1 protein-coding gene is annotated in these 578 nt (G+C 62.6%); it reads right to left on the bottom strand.

Annotated features, from left to right (window positions below; genetic code table 11):
• Positions 1–353 precede the first annotated feature (353 nt).
• Positions 354–578, bottom strand: a 225-nt coding sequence (locus JNK74_29685; protein ID MBL7650345.1) for an ATP-binding protein, incomplete at its 5' end; no start/stop codon positions are given.

The following is a 578-nucleotide window of genomic DNA, read 5'->3' as shown; positions in this document are numbered from 1 at the left end:
GGCCGTCGCCGCCCCGGAGTATGAGACGCCCGAGGTGGAGCCCTTCTCCCAGGCCAAGGTGGAAGCGCTGCTCCGCGCCGCTGTCAAGGGCGGAATAAAAAGTCACCAGAATCTCGGTTGAGTTTGTCACTTCTTTCGCGATTGGATTGTCCACCGGGATTTTTTAAGCATCCCGGCAGGTCTTGAACCTTTCGGCGGTGCTACACTGATCAAGCTTGGGCGGAGGATAGGGCAACGCTGGAGAGCGACCCGAGCGCCGCGCCAAGCTCCTTTGCCAGGGCAGAGCGGTGCTGCTGAGCAGCCACCCTCTGCTCTTTTGCTTTGCCCTGGCAATGGACCCCAAAGCGCTAAACTCACTCTCGGCCAGCCGGAACGCTGGCAATTTCGGCTAGGACCGGCCCCTCCTGTTCTGGACTGGGCGTGGCCGCGGCCGGCCGCCCGAGGAGCCCGGCGCGCCGTTTCTCCTTCAGTCGGTAGCTCTCCCCTTTGATGTTGAGCGTCGTCGAGTGATGCAGGAGGCGATCCAGGATGGCGGTCGCCAGCACCTGGTCGTGGAAGACCTCACCCCAATCCAGGAA

Source organism: Candidatus Hydrogenedentota bacterium (assembly GCA_016791475.1).
Lineage (GTDB): Bacteria > Hydrogenedentota > Hydrogenedentia > Hydrogenedentales > JAEUWI01 > JAEUWI01.
The sequence above is the reverse complement of the archived record's forward strand: the minus strand, read 5'-3'. Positions and strand labels throughout refer to the sequence as shown.